Below are 17,768 nucleotides of genomic sequence, written 5' to 3'. Positions count from 1 at the left end.
GTTTTAGTCCCCGCCGCCGCAGCCTCCACCGCAGCCACTGCCACCATCCCCGTCGCTGCCGCCAGAATCGCCCGAGCAGCCGCTGCTGCAGCCGATATGGCTGGCGCAATAGCCATCCCCGGCGGCACCTCGTGCCGCCATGCAGTCAAGCTGATAAACGAAGCCGCCGGCGATACCGAGGCTGGCGTCCAGGGCAAACAAATGGGGCAGACGCTCTGGTTTCTTCGGATCGATTTTCTCCCGCGCACAGGCCAGGCGCCAGGCGCGCTTGAGGCCGTCGCTGGCCTGGGTTGGCGAACTCATCGCCTCGGCCGGCGTGTGGTGCAGGAAACAGCCGAAAGCATGCCGGCAGAACTTGTCGTATTGCCGGGTGAAAAGAATGAACTCGTGCCACGCATCATCGACCGCCTGCGAGGGCATCGCCACCATGCGGCGTCCGGCCGCGCGGCAAAGCTGGAAATAGTCGTTCAGCCCGGCGAAGACCTCGGCCCGCTGTTCCGCACTCAGCTCCGGTCGCCGGGCCGCGAGTCGCTTGTCGAGAAAGCGCTGATAGGGATAGGTCTCAATGTAGCCGGCCCGCTGCCGGGTAGCCCACTTGCGCCAGAGCAGGACGAGTGCCAGCAGCAGCAGGGTGAAAGCGATGAGTTTAGGCATGGGCTCAGGTATTGACGTCGAAGCAGAGGTATTTGATTTCCAGATATTCTTCGATGCCGTACTTCGAGCCTTCACGGCCAAGGCCGGATTGCTTGATGCCGCCGAAAGGCGAAACCTCGTTGGAAATCATGCCGGTATTGATGCCGACCATGCCGTATTCCAGCGCCTCGCCAACCCGCCAGCAGCGGCCGACATTGCGGGTGAAGAAATAGGCGGCGAGGCCGAACTCGGTGTCGTTGGCCATGGCGATGGCCTGTTCCTCGGTCTCGAAGCGGAACAATGGCGCTACCGGGCCGAAGGTTTCCTCGCGGGCCACTTTCATTGCGGTCGTTACGTCGGCCAGCACGGTCGGCTGGAAGAAGTTGCCGCCACGTTCATGGCGCTTGCCACCACAGAGTACGCGGGCTCCCTTGCCAACGGCATCGGCAACGTGCGCTTCGACCTTGCTCAGCCCGGCGGCATTGATCAACGGGCCTTGGGCAACACCGGCTTCAATACCCGCACCGACTTTCAGGGCGCTCGCCTTCTCGGCGAACTTGGCGGCGAATTCCTCGTAGATTCCCGCCTGGATCAGAAAGCGGTTGGCGCAGACGCAGGTCTGGCCGGTGTTGCGGTATTTGGCTGCAATGGCGCCATCAACCGCAGCATTCACATCGGCATCGTCGAACACGATGAAGGGGGCATTGCCACCGAGTTCCAGCGACAGCTTCTTGATGGTCGGCGCGCATTGCGCCATCAGCAGGCGGCCAACGCCGGTCGAGCCGGTGAAGGACAGCTTGCGCACAATGGGGTTGGCGCATAGCTCGCCACCGATCTCGGCCGGCTTGCCGGTCACTACGTTGAATACGCCAGCCGGGAAACCTGCCTGCTCGGCCAGCACGGCCAGTGCCAGCGCAGTCAGCGGCGTTGCTTCGGCTGGCTTGACGACGACCGGGCAGCCAGCAGCCAGCGCCGGGGCAACTTTGCGGGTGATCATGGCGAGCGGGAAATTCCACGGCGTGATCGCTGCACAGACGCCAATTGGCTGCTTGACGACCAGCAGGCGCGTGTTCGAAGCGGGGCTGGGGATGCTTTCGCCGTAGGTGCGCTTGCCCTCTTCGGCAAACCACTCGACAAACGAGGCGCCGTAGATCACCTCGCCCTTGGCTTCTTGCAACGGTTTGCCGCATTCGGCCGTGACCAGTTGGGCCAGGTCGTCGACATGCTTGATGATCAGACTGAACCAGGCTTGCAGCAATTGCGAGCGGCGGCGGGCGGTCAGGGCGCGCCAGGCCGGCCAGGCGGCGTTGGCGGCATCGATGGCGCGACGGGTTTCGGCCGCGCCGCAAAGTGGCACGTCGGCCAGCTTTTCACCGGTGGCCGGGTTGATCACGGCCAGTTGTGCGCCATCATCCGCACCACACCATGCCCCGCCAATCAGGTTGGTCGATCGCAGCAAATCCATATTTTGTAGGTTCATGGTCTTGAAAAATCCTGTAAAAACGGTAAGTTATGTGTTGTTCCAAGAAAGTGCTTCAGTTCAATGCGCATCCCGGCCCTGTTTTTTGCTTCCCTTGTCGTCCTGTTGCTCGCTGCCTGCGGCAGCAAGGAGCCGCGCTCTTCCGCCTCGACGGAAACTATAGCGCAAGCCTCGCGTTCGGTCAGTGAGAAGGGCAATGAGGTGGTGTTCTACGCCATGGGCTTGATCGATACCGGCTACCGCTTTGGCGGCAAAAATCCGGAAGCCGGCCTCGACTGCAGCGGTATGGTCAGTTACATCTACGGACAGGCTACCGGCTTGAGGGTGCAGGGCAGCGCGGCCGAGATTGCCCGGAGCAGCAAGCCGATTGCCAAGGCCGAACTGCGGCCCGGGGATCTCGTCTTCTTCAATACCCTGAATCGCTCGTTCTCGCATGTCGGCATTTATATTGGCGAGACGCGCTTCATCCATGCCCCGTCGACCAACGGCAAGGTTCGCATCGATCGTCTGAGCGATAGTTACTACGCGCAGCGTTTCCAGGCCGCCCGAACCTTTTTCGACTGAGCAGCTTCAGCCAACTATTTTCATCGCCCGTCGCCAGGGAGTTTTGCAGCATGGACGCAATGGGTTGCAAGGGAGTAGAATGCATCCCTCCCAAGCGCCCGTAGCTCAGCTGGATAGAGTACTGCCCTCCGAAGGCAGGGGTCACTGATTCGAATTCAGTCGGGCGCACCAAGATTAAACGCTGAAAACCCGCATTGCTCAAGGCTTTGCGGGTTTTTTGCTTTTATGCTATTTGGGTTGTGTTGTTGCCCGTACGGAATCTATACGGAAAGTCGCATTGTCTGTGTACCGTTGGTTGGCCTTTTGGATTCATGTCCGATATAGTTCTTCGTCATATCGGGGGAAGACATGAATATTCGACTAGGTGCTGTGATTGTTGGACTAGCTGTTTCGCTGGCTGGCTGTAGTTCTGCACCATCACGTCCACCCTTCAAGGGGCAACCGTCTGTTGAGGTAAACGGAATTGCGGGGGATGAAATTCAGTCCCGTTTTTCAGTTAATTGCCTTGATGGGGGCGGGAAGGTCGTCCAAAGTTCGCAATTCTCTTTGACGTGTGCAACTCCTATGGGTTCGTCAATGCGTGAAATGATGTTCCGGGCGTTGCTGACTGAAAAGTACGCGTCCAATCCCGAGATTACGGTTCAACTTGCATGGGCCAAATTAAGCGCGGGGAAAATGAAAGTCACAGCAACAGCATGGCTCGAACATCAAAACGCATTTGGGAAGTCGACGCGTGATTCACTAGATGCGGACGCAACAAAATACGAATTACAGGGTGCCTTGGATACCTTCAAGAAAAACGTCGAAACTGAGGTCTTAAGCAAAAAGTAAACGAAAAACCCGGCACTAGGCCGGGGTCGTTGGTCGCTGATACCACTGTCAACCGACAATGCTTTTGATGGCTGTACGGTTGGCACGAATCACATTGATGATTGCCCGTTCACCTTCCTGGGTCGATAGCCCCTCACTCACCACGCTTGCGCTATCGACCATGTTCATTATCTTCACATTACTTTGCACTGTCGGCGCGGCTGCCTGACCGCCTAGACCCCCGTTCAGGATATTTCGGGGGTCGTCGGTTCGCAATACTTCCTCGTTTTTCTTCAGGATGGCCGGGTACTCGTTTGGTGCTAGACCAGCAATACCGCCCGTGTGATAGCGAGGGGCACCCATGAACATGAACGGCGAAACTTGACGAACGGGACCAGTGCCAACCCCGACCAGTCCACCTTCATGCTTGACCGCGCCACCAATCAGGCCGGATATTGCGCCGCCCCAACTGCTGTTTTGAATTGCCTTCAGGATCAGCGATTTCATGATCATCATGGCAATCTCTCGCATGAAGTCTGCGGCAAAGGTAATGAACGCTCGGCCTGTGTCGCGAATGGCATCGCCCCATGATCGTTGACCAGCAATCGCGCCGCCTATCGCCTCACCCATTGTGTTAAACGCACTGAGAGCACGTGCGGTGATCAGGTCTTCAATCTGTTTGCCGGTGATTTTGAAGGTGTCGTTCAGTGATTTTCCGCTCACCTTCGCTAGTTCCAGCTTGGCAATAAACGCGTCCAGGGTGACAGGATCAAGGGCACCCCGTAACGACTCGGCAAACGCTCTTGCAACGTCAACCAGACCTTCCATTTGTGGTTGCAGTGTCGTGATTGTCTGCTCGGTCTGTGTCCGTGCTTCTTCTGACGTGATCAGCGAGGCGGTTTCCTGATCTGCGATAGTTTTCAAGCGGTCGGAACGGGTAGCCAAAAGGTTGTTAATGTCACCTTCAAGCCGTTTCAGTTCGTCCCGGTAATAGCGTTGAGTTTCGACCTGTTGCAACTCGGCAACCCCGGCGTCGAGTCTGAACTTGGCCGCGTCTGCATCGCCTGTGGACATGCCGTTCTTGTCCAACTTCAACCGGAAATCCTCGATTTCCCGATAGGTCGACTCATACTGAGAGCGGACAGCAGCGAGGCGGGATTCAAGGTTGGTTTTCCGCGTCTTCCCGGCAGCAGAGTCGACCGCGTCGAGTTTCGCCATCAGTGCCGCGCTTTCCGCTGCTAGACCGTCGTTAAACTTCGCAATGGTCTGTGCACGCAACTGATTCAAAGCGGCGTCCAGGCGAGCGGTGAACTCTTTACCTGCTTCACCCCCAAGCGTGCCGATTTTGCGAGTAAGGGCGGCATACTGGCTATCGATGGCGTCCAGTTGGGAACGTAGACTATCGGTCTGCGAACGGTCTAGCTTGGTGTCGATTGCTTCGAGTGAACGGGTAATTTCGTCGATTAGGTGCTGCCGTTTCGAAATTTCGGCTTCAGTCGGTGCGGCTTTGCCCGATGGCTTCCCGGTCGGTCGTTCGGTTTGGGCGGCTGCCTGTTTCTCGGTCGTTGGTTTCGGCTTGCGCTCGGCATCCGTCCACATTTGTTGCCCAATATCGCGGATTTTCTCGATGTCCCGCTGCATCTGTGCCCGAATCTCGGCAACCCGTCCACCTTGCTCGTCATACTTGGCAGTCAGCTTGTCCAACATCTTGCCGACACTCGCGGCAAGGTCTTCACGCCCGATTGCCTGCAGTCCTTTTTGCAGGATTTCCAGCATTTGCCGGGTGCCCCATGTCAGGGTATTGAGCATGCCCACCATCGCGTTTTTCGCGTATCTGGGGATTTCCTCCCAGACGATCAGCGCCCCCGCCTTGATGCGCGTCCACGCTTCTTCCAGGCCAGTAACCAGGGCAACCCCGGCTTTCCTGACTACCTCGAATTCCTCGTTTGCCCATGTGCCGATGCTCCAACCGACAAGGGCAGATTGCATCACTAGGAATGCACCACGCAACAGGCCAAGTTCCTTGATTGCCAATTTCCCATCAGCGGCAAGTGCCTTCAGACCTCCGGCGAAGTCGACCAAGCCTGCAGCGGCTTTCCCGGCTGTGTTGAGTGCGTACATCCCGGCAAGCGCCTTCAAGACAATCAGCACCTCGTCTGCGTTCTTGAGCAACCATACGGCAGCATCGGCAGCAGCGGAAAATCCAGCGGCTAGACCCTCGGCAAACTTCTTCCCGTCTTCACTCTTCAGGGCATCCGTGATCTGGATAATGGCCTTCCTGAACGCATCGGCAAAGCCGGCATCTGCTATCGCCAGCTTGAACCCGATGACGGCATTGTTCAGCCTCGCCTGTTCGGCGCTCAGTGATTGCATCGCCCCCGGCAACTGGTCGGCAACGGTGCGCCGGTATTCCTCGGCAATCGCTACCAACTGTTCAGCGTTAACCGCACCGTCCTTCATGGCTTTATCAAGGTCGGGATAGGTGTCCTTCAGTGCTTTGGCGGCAACTTGGAATGCCCCGAAAAGCCTATCCCCCAGTTGACCGCGTAGTTCCTCGGCTTGGATTTTCCCTTTCGAGGTGATCTGTTCGAGTGCCTTGAATACGCCGTCCAGGTCATCAGCGGACAAGTTCGCAACGCGCCCCACCTCGGCAAAGGCTTCCCAGATATAGCGGATTTCCTCGCGGGTCCGTCCGGCCATGCTGGCTGCAGCGGCAAACTTGGCGTAACCCTTGGCCGCCCGGTCGAACTCAATGCCGATCCTGTCCGCTTGAGCCTTCACATACTCATATTCAGCATCGATCAACGCCCGGTCATTGCCAACCGACAGGCCAAGCTGATTTTTCACGCCTTCCCGCGATGAATAGGCACTGACGGCACCCCCGGCGAGGCTTGCAGCTTGTTGAACGCTCACGTAGGCAGCCGCCATCCCGACTAACTGTAGTTTGATGCGTTCCAGGGCTTCAGGCACGCCACTACCGGCAAACCGCTTACCAGATGTCACAGCCTTGTCTATCGCGTCTTCCTGCGCCTTCAGTGCAACGTTACCGCGTAGGATCATCGTTGCCATGTTGGCTTGTGCATCGGCGATTTTCGCAGTGTCTACGCCGTACTCCTTGAGCCTCCCTGCTGACGCGTCGAGACGTGCACGTGCCCTCTCCAATGCAGTGCCAGCCCGGTCGACGGCAGCACCTAGCCGGACTTGCTGGTTGACCTGCTTTTCGGTCAGGTCTGCGCCCTTGGTCAGTGAGTTAACGAACGCTTCCTGTTTCGCCTTCGCCGTTTCGAGGCGTTGCTGCAGGGTCGTTAACGCGGCTGTCTGTTTCTCGTATTGCCGGGACTCGTTGAAGGCGGCTGCAACCGTTCGCAATGTCCGCTCTAGCTTCTGATACGTGGTTTCCAGTTCCTTGACGCTGGCAACCCCTTTACCTGCATCGGTGGCTTGCTTTTCCTGCACCTTCGCCAGTTTGTCGAGTTGGTCGGTTAATTCGGTCAGACTCTTTTGCCCCTCATACCGGGCACGAATCCGCAGTTCTACACCTTTGGTTTCCATGTTCATGGCGTTCACCTATTCAATCGCACACGTTGAGCGTTGCGATAAAGTTTTCGAGTTGCTTACCGCCTTTTTCCGAGATGACAGCCGCCATGCACATCTGCATAACCACGGCGTCTAGCTTCTTTCTCCCGGCTTGTCGGTGTCGGATGATCTCGGCTTCAGTCCACACGGTTGCCAGGGAATACCGCCTTGCGGCGGCATGGCCTGCTTCAAGCAACAGCGAGACATCGCGGCGAGTACCCCGGTAAATGGTCAGGTATCGCGGTTCGTCGTCATCGGCTGCCCCGTTCCCGCACGAAGCATGAACAGCCGCAACACGTTTCCCATGTCGACCTCTTCGAAGGTCAATTTGAAAACGGCGGTAATGGCGCGAATCTGTAGGCCGATAGGCATCTTTGCCGCGATGTCGACCGACTGTGGGTCGCCTGCAGCACATGCAATCATGTCGGCAACCAGGGCAGGCGCTTTGTTGATCGTCTGCATCGGGTCAGGCTCACCCTCGAACCATGTCTCGATTAGTGCGCCGTGACGTTGAATAAGGCCGGTCAGGTCGTCCGCGTTGATCCCTCGCAAGGTGATATTGCCGGTCGACGTCTCAAGGATGATTTCTTGCGGTTTGTAGTCGTTGAATGACATGGTGCCCCCTTAGACGGCCATGGTCGATTTGGGGGCGGTCGTGTCGACCTGTTCGAGGCTGTACCGAAACCCGCCCCCCGGTGTCTGGTCTTTGGCCGGTACTAGGGTCAGACCCTCACGGGCGGCAAATGCTTTGAGCGCGTGAAGGCTGGCTGTATCAACAGCAGCAATACGTTGACGCGGTCGGTCGGGTTGGTTGGTTGAGTTGTTCATGGTCTTACTCCTTGATGTTGTATGGATATGTGGGCAAGCCGGTGGCCTTCCCTGTTGAATGGAATTTCAGATTTACGGTGTGACGGGGTTGCGGTTCTACGGCTGCACGAGTGGCAGCAGGTCAGGCGGTTTATGGATCACATAATCGCGGTGTAAGGTTTGGGTCCTTGGCCTGGGTGATCAGGTGAGTGCGGGTACGCAGAGTCCCGGTTTCAAAGAATTTGCCGATTCTCTTAGGGCACCTATGCCAATCCCGACACGGTGTCTCGATACAATTTTTATGTCGTCTTTGTCGGGACTGTCGCCTTTGTCGGGATTGGTTGTTCACAGTCCCGACAATCCCGACAAAGGCGACAATCCCGACACGTGTACGGTGTGACGGGTTTGCTGTCGCGATTGCGTTTGATCGTGTTTCGCCCCAATCCCGACAAAGGCGACAGACTGTCGGGTTAGAGTTCACCGTCGTCTCCCGACATTCCGTCATCGTCGGAATGTTCGCATCCGGGTAATTTCCACCACGCCGGGGAACGAAAACCGGGTTTTTCTGATACGCCGCCTATTTTCTTCAGGGCTCGCTGTAGTTTCCGTTCGGCATAACCTTGTGACGCGCCGCACTCATAAACGTCGACCGCTTTCATGGGGCCAAGGGTCAAAAGGTCACGTAACCAACCATCGGCGCTGTCCGCATTTTTGGCCGTCTGTTCACCTTCAGTTGCGGCAATCAGTTCACGCGCATTACCTTGGACCGCCTCGCCCCAATTCACACGGCTAGCTGTCAGGCCAGGGTGATTAGCGATGTCGACCTGTTCGAGGCTGTAGCGAAACCCGCCCCCATCTGGTCCGATATTCGACTTCGAACGGGTCAGCAGGTAGTCACCTGAGGTGTGATCCTTGGCGGTTGCCAACACCACACGGGCGAGGGCGGCAAACGCTAGTGAACCTGTCACACGTTCTGTCGTGTCGCGTCCACTCGTGCCCTTGGTGAAGTGGGTAATTCCGACCAAGCAAGCACCGATTTTCGAGGCAAGGTCGACCAGTGGTTGCAAGCCGCGCCGCACTTCTGCATTTTTGTGACTGTCCCCGGCAACGGCTGAAACGATAGGGTCAACAACGATCAAGCGAACGTCACCAAGCCTTTCAACTTGCGACTGTAGCAGCGGCATATCACGTGCCGGGTCAAACGGGCGTGGACCATCGGGACCAATGGCGTCGACCACGAAATGAACGCGGGAAAGGTCAGCATTGGACGCCAGCAAGCGAGGAACTAGGGTGTCTTTCGGGTCATCCTCGCCAGACCAGACAACCGCGCTCCCTCGTTCACATGTGCTCCCGTCCGGCCATTTTCCGCCCCTCGTCACGGTTGCAACCATCGCCATGGCTAGTGTGGTCTTGCCGGTTCCAGGTGAACCAGCCGTCAGGATCATTTTCCCTTGCGCCAACCACTCCAACCAAAGCCACCGGATAGCCTCGGGGGTGATCTGGTCGGCACGCAATAGGTTGACCGTGTTGTCGAGAGACGTGAACACGTCATCCGTGTCATCAATGCCCAACTCCCGCAACTTCGCAAAACAGCGGCGATTGAATCCGTTTTCCGCGCCGTGCGTGTGAAGGCAAACGAAAGTCCCGTGCGGGTATCCGTTTGTGTGCGCCGGGTAATAGACGGTTGACGATTCTCCCGACTCTGACGAGTGCTCGTCAGCTAGTAGGCAGGCAACATTCAGCCCCCCATCTTTCCCGTAGGACTTGAAATAGGGCGACTTGATCAACCATTGAGCGGTAGGGTCGTTGCTCCAGGCGTCGTGAACTTTATGTTGACGACTGACGGGCATACCGTCGCCTGTGTCGTCCGAAATGACGAGGTTGACCACGTCCCCAAACTCACCGGCCAGGAAGCCACTACGGCGCGTCACAGGGTCGTTGACGCCTTCCTCGAATACGGGGGCGGCTGTGTAGTGCAATTGGATCGTGTCGAACAGCGAGGAATCGCCCTCGAAGTCGGTACGGGTTGCCCATTGGCGCAGTTGTTCACTCCGATATGGCGTTTTTGACCATGCCCAAATGTGAACGCGTAGTCCGTCCTTTGTGTGGTGCCCGAAACTGGCTGAAAGTTGCCAGTGGATTGATACCCCGTGAAACTGGCTAGGCAGTTTGGTTTCAACCCATTCGCGGACAGCCCCGACCGGGTCGACCATCGCGTCACGGTCTGTCTTGTGCCCGTCGACATCGATCATTAACCAGTGGTGCGGATCATCGCGAAAAAGCGATTTCCGCCGTAGCGCCTTGCCGCTTTCGAAGTCTTCCGGGTATTCGGCTTTTGCGTGCTTGTGGCCTATATAGCCCCCACGGATTACGGCAGCATGTGAATCCGCTTCGAGTTCAGTCAACACAGTCGACAGGGTGTGAATTCCGTCGACCTTGCGGGCTTCCAGGGTGTAATTTTTCCCTTTTCCGTGTGCCTCGATAGTCCCGTCCGCCTTCCATGTCTTTGATTGTGGAATGCTCGGGTGCCTGAGTACGGTCAACGTGTCAGTTGGCATGGTTGCCTCCTTGACTGTATCGCTCGCTGATCCTGCCGTTCCGACTCACTTCTACTGTGAGTGTCGACGTGTTCCCGTCGGCATCGCAATTGCGCAAGCCGTACGTAGCCATTTCGCAGCCAATAGGGAAGCTGACGTGTACCCCGCGTATGTGTCCTTCAACCATCTCGCTTATAGCCCGATTGATCTTGCTGGTTAGCTGCTCAATCGATGTTTTGCGGGGTTTGGGGGCACCGTTGTACGAGGTGAAAAGGTGCGTCAGGTCATCGATTAACCGCCCTGCGGCTACCGCTGCCGGCATATGTGCAGGGTCAGTTTGATGTTCGGTTTGGTTATTGATTATTCGATATGCAAAAACAGTCAAAAAACTTGACTCGATATTACGAGTGACAATATTGTTCGTCTTGCCGGTTAGTACGTATGAGGGAGAGGGGCCATCTGACGGATTGGCCCTTTTTCTATTGCCGGTCATTTGCGTCACTCCCTCACAGGCCGTTGAAGGCTGCAGGGTCGGCGATATACGCCCTGATTTCTTCGACTCGAAAACCGACACGCCTAGGGCCTAGGTGAACCGGTTGAGGGAATCGCCCCGCATCGATATCAGCCAATATTGCTGAACGTGACATTGGAATGACTTTTCGAACGCCTTCCATCCTGACAAACCCCTCAACAGGCAGCTTGTAATCAATGGCGCTCGTTTTGGTTTTCTTGCTGTTGGGCATCTCTGTACCTCCTAAATGGTTGAACACAGAGATGTATTTAATAGAACTTAGTCGGTGCTAATAAGGGTCAAAAACCCCCTACTTTTTGACCCCCTGGGATACGGTAATAAACGATGTATGTTGTTCGTCCAAACCACGGCTTTGGATAAGGCCATAGCGCGCTCGGCGTTCGCCCCACTCACATAGCCAGCCAAAACCCAACACGTCTACAAGGCCATCCCCTCGATACTCAATGACCGATTTAAGCCCTTCGTGCTCATGTTGAAGCATTAAACATGAGCGTCCGTTGCCGCGTTCGTCACCTGCGAAAACGATGGGGTCTAGATAGCCATGTAAATATCTCTCGCCTATTCCTATGTCTCGTTTTGCGTTCCGGTTTTGATCCTCAACGGCATCAGGATTCCCACGGTGCAACAGCGTTGCGGCCATCGTCCGTACACTTTCTAGTGATCTAGCCCCGGTTATGTCGGGTCGGCACATCTGAAAGTTAGCGAACATGGCGATATATTCGGCTTCTTTGGTTGGCCTGCCTGTTCGCTTGTGCTCAGTGATTCGCGGAACCGCGTTAGAGGTGCCCCCTCGGATCAGATTTTCGATAGCCTGGGTAATGGTCCGCTTTTTGGTCATTACTTAGGCTGTCGAGTCGCAACGGTTCAATTCGTTGAGATAGAAAATTGAGGCACATGAATAGCAGTGTTCGGCCAACTCTCCCAGCGAGCGGGAAAAGCTGCAACCTTCAGGAATGATGCCGCCTGACATGAGGTAAAACGCCTCGGCAATCCGGTAAACCTCATCAAGTGCCGCACGCATAATGGGAAGTGGAATTTCGTTGTTGCTAGTCATGGCCTTCCCCTCCTGCGGCTTTGTATGTCCTGCAAAGGTCTTCGAGTTGCTCGATTAAGTCGTTGGTTTCGCGCAATGTTTCTTCTACTGCATCCATCTCGTCCTGAGTTGGCAGTTCTGGGGCGGCGATGTCTTTGTCATTCGTTGTTTCGGTCATACGGGTTTCTCCTTCGGTGGATTTACAGCATTGCTACAGCGTCGAGTTTTGCGGTCACAACTGAGTGCTTAAGGTGTCCATAGTTCGCTTCGATCATGGCAACGGATGTCCCGGCCAACTTGGCAACGATGAAGCTATCCATCCCGGCTAAAATCATTTCGCTGATTGCCGTGTGGCGAAGGCTGTACATGACAACGGCGCTCGGTAGCTTTGCGGCGTCGACGGCCTCCTTGAAAATCTTCTTCCAGCTATCCTTGTTCCAGCGTTGACCGTATGAGGTTGCCAGCATGGGGGCGGCTGCAATTTTGTCCTTGCCGACTTCAGCGAAGAAAGCGGCTGCAGCCGTTGAGATTGCCACGGTACGCGCGCCTGTCTTACCTTTGAGTGTCAGGCATCCAAGGCGCTTGTCAAAGTCGGATGCGTTGAGCGTTGCTAGTTCGCCGGGGCGTGCTCCGGTTAGTAGCATTGCCTTGACCAGCAACTTCAAGTCATCCGGACAGGCTTTCATCAGGGCGGTGCGCTGTTCCATGCCAAGGAAAGCATCTTTCCTACGGGCACCAACTTTCGGGAATGCCTTAACGGTTTTCCATCCGGCATCGGTGGCAACTAAGCGATTATTCAGGGCGAGATTTAGCGCGGCCTTGAAAGTGGCTAGATTGCGGTTTGCGGTGTCCTTGGATCGCCGAATGTCTTCCTCGTCTGCTTCGTCGTCATCGTCAATCTGATCATTCATCCATTTTTGAACGTTCGAGGTTTTGAGCTTGTCGATTGCCAGCTTACCAATGGTGGCCTCGTAGACCAGTCGGCTAAATCGGCCTTCTGCATCCTTGGCGGTGCTTGTCCGACCTTCGGCCTTCAGGGCGTCGACATAGGTTTCGCAAACCTCTTTGACTGTCGTCACCTTGGGGGATGCGCCCTGTTCGCAGGCAGTCACCCAAGCGCGTGCAGCCTTGGCTGCGTCGTCGAATTCCTTGAAGTTGCCTAGCGCCCGGTATTTCTGTTTTCCCTCGTCGTCACGCCAACGGGCAATCCAAGTTCCTTCGCCATCGCTTTCAAGCCGGCGATAACCAATCGCGGCACCCTTCTTGAGCAATTCCCAATACGGTTCACGCCTGGGGGCGAGTCGGTCGCGCTTGTTCTTGCTGTCGATAGTGTTTGCCATGGCGTTTTTCCGTACGGAATCTGTACGGAAAGTCTACCCTGAACAATATAATACTTCAATAGGCATCAAATGTTTGATTTACAACGATTAGTTGTATCTCGTTATACCTAGAAAAACACTAAATCCCGCCCTCCGAAGGCAGGGGTCACTGATTCGAATTCAGTCGGGCGCACCAATATTCTCTAAAGGGTTGCCATTTCGGCTATCCTCGTCTTTTCAAGGTTCCAGCTTTCTGAACTGTTACACAGTGCTGTTACACAGCCGGTATCATTCAGGGATGGGAATCAACTTGAAAGACCAGACGCACCTCGTTAAACGAGGGCCAATTTACTACCACCGCTTGCGGGTTCCGGCCTCTCTGCGCCAGCATTACGGCAGGGATGAACTGGTAGTCTCCCTACGGACACGTGAGAAGGCCGAAGCACTCCGCCTTGCTCGTCTGCGCACTCTCCAGCTCGATCAAGAATTCGCCCATATCCTCGCCATGCAGAGCGCTGGCCCAGCGACAGACCTGACCCGCGAGGAAATCGACCGCATGGCCGCGATGTACTACGCGCATCTCCTTGAAGAGGACGAAGAGGCTCGTTTGGAAGCAGCCGCTGAAGGTGGATTGTCTGACCGGAAATGGGAGAACAAAGCGCACTCATTGGATGTGGTGGCTGCTGCTGAAGCTTTCGATGCTGGCCGCTCGCGTTTGGGTGACACCTTTGAAGAAGAGGACTTCGCTGGGAGCTACGGACTGAAAGTGGCCAAGGATTCACCCTCCTTCGTACCCTTGATGGTGGCTATGAAGGCAGCCTATCGGAAAGCGTTAGATGCTCTGACGTTACGCCATGAAGGCGCAGTGGTTGAGACGCCAGTGGTTGAGGCTGGCATCATCCGGGGTGAATTGATCGGAAAGGGTATGACCTTCACCGCGTTGCGGGAGTACTGGCAAACGCAGAAAGCCCCTCGGCCTCGCACTATCATGGAGGTGGAATCCATCATTACATGGCTGGCCGAACTGAAGCCGGGGCTTCTCGCCTCCAAGATGACTAAAGCGGATGTTGTTTCCTTCAAGGACGATCAGCTAGCCAAGGGCAAAGCGCCAGCCACGGTTAGGAAGTATCTCGGGCTCTTGCGTGGCTTGTTCTCGGTGGCAGTCGAAAACGACAAGCTGCCACTGAATCCCACGACTGGCGTTAAGGTGCATATGCCGAAGGTGGCCAAAAAGTCCCGCCTACCGTTTTCAGTAGAGGACCTTTCGGCGCTGTTCGCTTCGCGTGTTTTCACCCAAGGGGCACGCCCCGTTGGTGGCCGTGGAGAGGCATCGTTCTGGCTTCCGCTCATTTCCCTTTTTTCTGGTGCCCGTCTGTCTGAAATTGGGCAGCTAATGACCACGGATATACAGCTTGAGCGGGGTGTCCATATCTTCTACTTCACCACGGATGCAGATGATGAGCAGACACAGAAATCTGAGGTCAGCCGTCGCTGGGTGCCTGTTCATCCCATACTGGTGAAATGCGGATTGCTGGATTACTGGGAATCTGTAAAGGAGTCTGGGGATGGCCAGTTGTTCCCACTCTTGGAGAGAACCCGGCAGGGCAACATTACGGCTACGTGGTCGCAATGGTTCGGGCGTTACCTGCGGGACGTTGTGAAGATAAAAGACACTCGCAAAGTCTTCCACAGTTTCCGGCACGGATTTAAGGATGCCTGTAGGGATTCCGATATACAGCTTCAGGTGCATGATGCCTTGACTGGGCATGGGTCCGCGACACCCAATTCGGGTGAGGGTTACGGTGGGACTTTCTACCCATTGTCACCGCTCATCTCTGCCGTGGAGAGGCTGCATTACGACGGCTTAGACCTGTCGCATCTCCACAAAAATAGGGGATGAGGGACGGATGCAGAGAATGTTACCTGTGCATTTGCACACCCCTAACGATGCACACCCAGAGGATGTCCTACCGTTCATCTGGTAGTTTCTCCTCTGGGTTCCATCGGTGCTAAAAGTCGGGGTTCCTCGGTTGGTCTGGGTCATCGCCAAGGCCTTCCTCTGGCCCGCCGTCGCCCCACTGTTCCCGTAGGTAGCCCTGAAGGCTTCCATCGTAAATATCAAGGGCACGGGCAAGAATTCCCCGGCGTAGCTGTTGCGACCTGCCGAGGGCCTTGACGAGCTTATTGGCTATGTCCTGTGCCGCCTTCTCGATGCGTGCTTCCTCGTCGATCATCTCCGCCTCTTGAGCGCTCCCGGCAGCCTCGCGCTGGGCCTGCCACCATGCAAGCGCAGCTACCTCCTCCAATGGCCGACCCAGCCCAATCGTGAGCTTATCCCGCACGCGCCGCATCTCTGCAACTACACCGTCAGACACGCAGGATGACGCCACGGTTGCGGCTCTGGAAAGTTTCGTTCCACAGACCAGCCGCCACGCTGTTCCCTGTTTCTCACTCCTGCTCATCATTAGCTTTGCGCCGGCATTCGCCTTGCCTGCGTGCCCGATGGCCTGATCCAGAGTGCCGGGGAAGCATCGCACCGGGATTTCCTTGCCCCACCCAGCTTTGCGGTATGCAGCAAGCCTGTGATGGCCATCTATGAGCACCCATCCTGAACCACCCCAGAACACCGTCAGGGCATCCAGCGTGTTACCTGCCAAGGGTGCCTTGCTGAGTTCTTTTACGTGTGCTTCGGAGGCGAACGCCTGCGGTGTCCTGTGCTGGAACAGTGCCCGCTTTTCCCTGATGTCATGTAAGTGCAGAGCCTTGGGCAGCCCCTCGCTGCTGGGGGCGGGCTTCCCTTTGCTGATGGATTGTTCAAGTTCTCGGCGTGCTTCCAGCATGTCCATGTTCTTCACTATCTACATTTGATTGACGATGTTCGGCCAAGATGCGGGCCAATATCTGATTGTTGTTAAGCCGCTGGCCGGTCTGCCGTTCGATGTCCCGTTGGTAGTCCTTCAGGTAATCGAATGCGGACACTGGGAAAGCGACTTGCCGAAATACTAACTGCTCGCTGTTGTTGGGATGAATCATTGATCTGCTTTCGTAAATGGTTGTTTTGCGGACACCCCAAGGGCTTGCCTCGGGGGCATCTTGTTGGCGCTACTGGCAGGCCTTGCTGATGCCATGGTTGGCTAACTGGTCTGCCCGTTCATTGCCAGCCTCGCCAGAATGACCACGCACCCAGACCCATTCCACTTGATGCACAGTTGCCAACTCATCAAGGCGCTGCCACATCTCGGCATTGGCTACTGGTTTCTTGTCTGACTTTTTCCAGCCCCGTGCCTTCCAGTCGCTCAGGTACTTGGTCATCCCATTAACGACATACTGAGAGTCTGTGATTAGGCGTACCGGCAGGGGCTTCTTCAGGGCCTCAAGGGCCTTGATAGCTGCGGTCAGTTCCATTTCGTTATTCGTTGTCCAGAACAACCCGCCGCACAGTTCCTTGGTGTGCCCATTAATTGAGAGGACTACACCCCAGCCGCCGGGGCCGGGATTGCCTTTGCAGGCTGCACCCGTGTAGATCAGTACCGGGTTATCAGTGCTAGCGGTCATTGCGCACCCAGCCTGACGGTGGTTGTGTCCTCCACTTCCCTGCCGTTCTCGTACCGGCTCCACGGGCTTCCGGAATATCGAATTCCCGGACTGACGCCAGCCTCTTGAGCGCCAACACGCCGCGCCCCCTGCGTTATCCACGCTTCGGAGTTAAACACCAGTGGGTTCATGGCTGCCGCAGCGTCCAAGAAGTCCTGCCGCATCTTGGCCTGATGGGATGGCTGCATTGCTACTAACCTATCCCGTTCGTTCTGCATGCTTGCAGTCTGAGCCACGTAATTACTCTGACCGGAATCATCTGCCGGGGCTTCTGATTGGTCCGGCAGGTACTGAAGGAGGGCGCTACTGAATTGCGCCAGCCCTCGCATTAACGTAGCTGCGGCCTGGTCCTTCCTGGTCTCCACGTCGGGCACCGCGCTGGGTGCCGTGGCAGGGATAACCAGTTGGTTGCGGACTCGGCGGGTGCCCGTCCTGCTCTGTTGCCTATTACTCATTTTCTGCTTTCTACAAGATTGATATAAATGGCGCTGATTCCTGCTTCAGCCGAAAACACGCCACAAAAGAACACATTGGCGAACGCTCTCGCGCGCTTTTTATGCTATAGGCGGGGTTTACCCATCGATTTTCAGCAAAAGCCTTGCAGTGCAAGCGTTTCCAGCAATCTGCGCCGGTTCGCTGCTGCGTCGCTGTTTGAGCACGTTTTATGCTGATTGGCATACATTCGTTCAGGTGCCATCAAAAGCCCTGCACGCGGCCTACCTGTGCGTTCTGGAGGGTGTCCTGAGGTCATCCAAGGTGCAAAAGAAAAGGACCACAAATAGCGGTCCTACGGATGTTCTGAATGGGCTTGTTTCAGGCCCCTGCGCTTGCCGGTGTAGCGCTCTCACCACTCGCAATAATCAGGTGCAGACCGAAGGCTGAT

At 56.1% G+C, this 17,768-nt stretch carries 17 protein-coding genes and 1 tRNA gene; 4 read left to right on the top strand and 14 right to left on the bottom strand.

What is annotated here, in order from left to right; genetic code table 11:
- Positions 1 to 3: 3 nt before the first annotated feature.
- Together KI617_RS17945 and KI617_RS17940 are read right to left on the bottom strand one after the other, a co-directional pair.
- Positions 4 to 654 (bottom strand): glycine-rich domain-containing protein, encoded by a 651-nt coding sequence (locus KI617_RS17945; protein WP_226448632.1) that lies wholly within the window; start codon positions 652 to 654, stop codon positions 4 to 6.
- 4 nt (positions 655 to 658) lie between these two features.
- Complete coding sequence (locus KI617_RS17940) at positions 659 to 2,113, bottom strand: NAD-dependent succinate-semialdehyde dehydrogenase (RefSeq protein WP_226448630.1); 1,455 nt, start codon at positions 2,111 to 2,113, stop codon at positions 659 to 661.
- A 63-nt stretch (positions 2,114 to 2,176) separates the two neighbouring features.
- Here KI617_RS17940 and KI617_RS17935 point away from each other — a divergent pair, with 63 nt between their 5' ends.
- From KI617_RS17935 to KI617_RS17925, 3 genes are all read left to right on the top strand, one after another.
- Positions 2,177 to 2,677: a C40 family peptidase gene (locus tag KI617_RS17935; protein ID WP_226448628.1), complete on the top strand. Its 501-nt coding sequence runs from the start codon at positions 2,177 to 2,179 to the stop codon at positions 2,675 to 2,677.
- A gap of 94 nt (positions 2,678 to 2,771) precedes the next feature.
- Positions 2,772 to 2,848 (top strand) — tRNA-Arg (locus KI617_RS17930).
- Between the two features lie 177 nt (positions 2,849 to 3,025).
- On the top strand, positions 3,026 to 3,508 hold the full coding sequence (locus KI617_RS17925) for a hypothetical protein (RefSeq protein WP_226448626.1): 483 nt from the start codon (positions 3,026 to 3,028) through the stop codon (positions 3,506 to 3,508).
- Between the two features lie 48 nt (positions 3,509 to 3,556).
- Here KI617_RS17925 and KI617_RS17920 read toward each other — a convergent pair whose 3' ends face one another.
- The 9 genes from KI617_RS17920 to KI617_RS17880 all read right to left on the bottom strand — a co-directional run bounded on the left by KI617_RS17920 (position 3,557) and on the right by KI617_RS17880 (position 13,312).
- Positions 3,557 to 7,045 (bottom strand): tape measure protein, encoded by a 3,489-nt coding sequence (locus KI617_RS17920; RefSeq protein ID WP_226448624.1) that lies wholly within the window; start codon positions 7,043 to 7,045, stop codon positions 3,557 to 3,559.
- A 249-nt stretch (positions 7,046 to 7,294) separates the two neighbouring features.
- Positions 7,295 to 7,678: a phage pre-tape measure protein gene (locus tag KI617_RS17915; RefSeq protein WP_226448622.1), complete on the bottom strand. Its 384-nt coding sequence runs from the start codon at positions 7,676 to 7,678 to the stop codon at positions 7,295 to 7,297.
- A gap of 9 nt (positions 7,679 to 7,687) precedes the next feature.
- Positions 7,688 to 7,891, bottom strand: a complete 204-nt coding sequence (locus tag KI617_RS17910) for a hypothetical protein (protein ID WP_226448620.1) — start codon at positions 7,889 to 7,891, stop codon at positions 7,688 to 7,690.
- 449 nt (positions 7,892 to 8,340) lie between these two features.
- Positions 8,341 to 10,428: an AAA family ATPase gene (locus tag KI617_RS17905; protein WP_226448618.1), complete on the bottom strand. Its 2,088-nt coding sequence runs from the start codon at positions 10,426 to 10,428 to the stop codon at positions 8,341 to 8,343.
- A complete protein-coding gene (locus tag KI617_RS17900) occupies positions 10,418 to 10,900 on the bottom strand; it encodes a hypothetical protein (protein WP_226448616.1) in 483 nt (160 codons plus the stop codon). Before KI617_RS17900 ends, KI617_RS17905 begins: the two co-directional genes overlap by 11 nt.
- A 13-nt stretch (positions 10,901 to 10,913) precedes the next feature.
- On the bottom strand, positions 10,914 to 11,150 hold the full coding sequence (locus KI617_RS17895; protein ID WP_226448614.1) for a helix-turn-helix transcriptional regulator: 237 nt from the start codon (positions 11,148 to 11,150) through the stop codon (positions 10,914 to 10,916).
- A gap of 630 nt (positions 11,151 to 11,780) precedes the next feature.
- Positions 11,781 to 11,993 carry a hypothetical protein gene (locus KI617_RS17890; RefSeq protein ID WP_226448612.1) on the bottom strand — a complete coding sequence of 71 codons (213 nt, stop codon included), beginning with the start codon at positions 11,991 to 11,993 and terminating at the stop codon, positions 11,781 to 11,783.
- Positions 11,986 to 12,150: a hypothetical protein gene (locus KI617_RS17885; protein WP_226448610.1), complete on the bottom strand. Its 165-nt coding sequence runs from the start codon at positions 12,148 to 12,150 to the stop codon at positions 11,986 to 11,988. Before KI617_RS17885 ends, KI617_RS17890 begins: the two co-directional genes overlap by 8 nt.
- 22 nt (positions 12,151 to 12,172) lie before the next feature.
- A complete protein-coding gene (locus KI617_RS17880) occupies positions 12,173 to 13,312 on the bottom strand; it encodes a tyrosine-type recombinase/integrase (RefSeq protein WP_226448608.1) in 1,140 nt (379 codons plus the stop codon).
- 277 nt (positions 13,313 to 13,589) lie between these two features.
- Between KI617_RS17880 and KI617_RS17875 the strand changes: the two genes are divergently transcribed.
- Entirely contained in the window at positions 13,590 to 15,191 is a 1,602-nt protein-coding gene (locus KI617_RS17875) for a DUF6538 domain-containing protein (RefSeq protein WP_226448606.1), read from the top strand.
- A 109-nt stretch (positions 15,192 to 15,300) separates the two neighbouring features.
- Here the strand turns inward: KI617_RS17875 and KI617_RS17870 are convergent, their stop codons facing one another.
- From KI617_RS17870 to rnhA, 3 genes are all read right to left on the bottom strand, one after another.
- The gene (locus KI617_RS17870) at positions 15,301 to 16,131 is read right to left on the bottom strand and encodes a hypothetical protein (protein ID WP_226448604.1); all 831 of its coding nucleotides are present in this window, start codon (positions 16,129 to 16,131) and stop codon (positions 15,301 to 15,303) included.
- Positions 16,106 to 16,324 (bottom strand): hypothetical protein, encoded by a 219-nt coding sequence (locus tag KI617_RS17865; protein ID WP_226448602.1) that lies wholly within the window; start codon positions 16,322 to 16,324, stop codon positions 16,106 to 16,108. The genes KI617_RS17870 and KI617_RS17865 overlap by 26 nt, the downstream gene beginning before the upstream one ends.
- A 69-nt stretch (positions 16,325 to 16,393) precedes the next feature.
- Positions 16,394 to 16,846 carry a ribonuclease HI gene (rnhA, locus tag KI617_RS17860; RefSeq protein WP_226448600.1) on the bottom strand — a complete coding sequence of 151 codons (453 nt, stop codon included), beginning with the start codon at positions 16,844 to 16,846 and terminating at the stop codon, positions 16,394 to 16,396.
- Positions 16,847 to 17,768 lie beyond the last annotated feature (922 nt).

Source organism: Ferribacterium limneticum (assembly GCF_020510625.1).
GTDB classification, from domain to species: domain Bacteria; phylum Pseudomonadota; class Gammaproteobacteria; order Burkholderiales; family Rhodocyclaceae; genus Azonexus; species Azonexus limneticus_A.
The sequence above is the reverse complement of the archived record's forward strand: the minus strand, read 5'-3'. Positions and strand labels throughout refer to the sequence as shown.